The sequence below is a fragment of the Gardnerella vaginalis genome, from assembly GCF_001546485.1.
Classification (GTDB): Bacteria; Actinomycetota; Actinomycetes; order Actinomycetales; family Bifidobacteriaceae; genus Bifidobacterium; species Bifidobacterium vaginale_D.
The window spans coordinates 1-1,941 of record NZ_KQ956874.1; the positions used below are offsets into that span (position 1 = coordinate 1).

General features: G+C 52.0%; 1 protein-coding gene and 1 riboswitch. The gene reads left to right on the top strand.

Translation table 11 applies throughout. The features are described 5' to 3' along the window. The first annotated feature begins 91 nt into the window (after nt 1–91). A riboswitch (TPP riboswitch) is annotated at nt 92–205 on the top strand. A gap of 133 nt (nt 206–338) precedes the next feature. Next, the gene (gene thiM / locus HMPREF3208_RS05955) at nt 339–1,805 is read left to right on the top strand and encodes a hydroxyethylthiazole kinase (protein WP_419471013.1); all 1,467 of its coding nucleotides are present in this window, start codon (nt 339–341) and stop codon (nt 1,803–1,805) included. Nucleotides 1,806–1,941 lie beyond the last annotated feature (136 nt).

A 1,941-nucleotide genomic window follows, 5' to 3' on the forward strand; every position in this document is an offset into this window, starting at 1 on the left:
CAGCCGAACGGCTATGCCGTGAGGAATAGCGCGAAAGCAAGTCGTTACACTAGCACAGAAGGAAGTAAGTCACGAATAAAAGATATAGTCGAAGGATGGTTCGGAGTGCGCGATGCTGCGATAATTCGCAAACAAAACCGCTGAGATTACATCCGTAGAACCTGCTCTAGATAGTGCTAGCGAAGGGAAACATAATGACAACAAATAACATTGCAGAATCAAACAACAGCAACGAAGCAAACAAAGCAAACACAAGCACAGCCGCAAACGCAGCAGCAATAAACAATCAAAGCACAACGCAAGTTGACACCAGCTTTTCTGCACGCGCTCGCCGCCGCATGTTCCTCAACGATGTGCGCCAATGCATCGAACGCGTGCGCGCACAGCAGCCACTCACCCACTGCATCACGAACGTCATCGTGCAAGACATCACCGCAAATGTACTCCTCGCCGCAGGAGCATCACCAATCATGGTAACCGACCCGGAAGAAGCGCACGCACTCGCGCAAATCGCCACCGGTGTACTCATCAACGTCGGCACCTTCCATCAACCGGAAACTTCCGAGTACATGCGTGCAGCCGTTGAAGGTTGTGAAAAAGCCGATACCCCATGGGTACTTGATCCTGTTGGCATTGGCGTGCCGGCTCTCGCTCCGCGCACGCGCTTTATACACGAGATTATTAAGCATCACCCTACCGTAATTCGCGCAAATGCTTCCGAAATCATGGCGCTTGCAGGCAAAGAAAGCAACGGCAAAGGCGTAGATTCGCACGATAATGTGAACGACGCGCTTCAGGCAGCACGCGAATTAGCCAAAAAGTACGGCTCAGTAGTGGCAATTTCCGGCGAGAAAGACGCAATTTATGGTCATGGCTGCTTAGCTCGCGTAACAGGCGGCCACAAAACTATGACTAAAGTTGTTGGCACGGGCTGTGCTTTAGGAGCGCTTGTTGCAGCGTACGTTGGCGCAAACCCAGAGCGACCGCTTGCTGCAACTGTTGCTGCGCACGTACATGCTGCAGCCGCTGGAACTTGGGCAGCTCGCCAAACCACAGCTCCCGGAACCTTCCGCACGCTGTGGATGGACGCACTTTCAACGCTAAGCGTAAACGACATGTTTGAGCTCACTAATATTGAGTTTACAGTGGAGCCTGTTGATTGGACGCTGTATTTGGTCACTGATCCACGCATGGGCAATCGACCGGAAGAGCGGGTGGCAGTAGAGTCAATTGAGGGTGGAGTTACGGTTGTGCAGTTGCGCGATAAGTATTCTGACGATACTGAAATTGCCGCTAAGGCGAAGAGATTGCGCCACGCGCTCATTGATTCTGGACATGGCGATGTGCCTGTGTTTATTGATGATCATGTTGATTGTGCAGCTCGGCTTGGTTTTAACCTGCATATTGGGCAAAAAGATATGCCGTTTGTTGAAGCGCGCAAGATGATGCCGGCTGAGTGGATGATTGGGCTTACTTGCGCGCGACCGGATTTGATGGAAAAAGCGTACCGTGAGTGCAAAGAAAATGATGTACCGCTGCCAGATGCGATTGGTATTGGCGCTGCTTTTGAAACACATACGAAGGCGCACGACGTGCCACCGCTTGGCGTTGATGGCGTGAATGAGGTTGCAAAAGTTGCGCACACGATGGGCGTGAAAACGTTGGCAATTGGCGGAATTCACGAGAATACGGTGTTCCCTATTCGCGGTCTTGAAATTGACGGCGTGTGCACAGTGTCGGCGCTGATGTGTGCTGAGGATGCAGCGAAAGTTGCGCGCGAGCTGAAGCGCGTGATTACTGAGTAAGCGCGCGCTTAGACCGTGCGAGCGTTTGTGGACTTACACACACTCTAAGTCCACAAACGCAGGGAAACTCATCTCACGTTTGGAGCGTGCCATGTGGTTATTTGCTCCAAACACGGGGAATTTCCCTCACATTTGG

Excerpts from the sequence above, each read along its gene's own strand:
- thiM (WP_419471013.1), top strand. The coding sequence starts at position 339 with ATGTTCCTCAACGATGTGCGCCAATGCATCGAACGCGTGCGCGCACAG.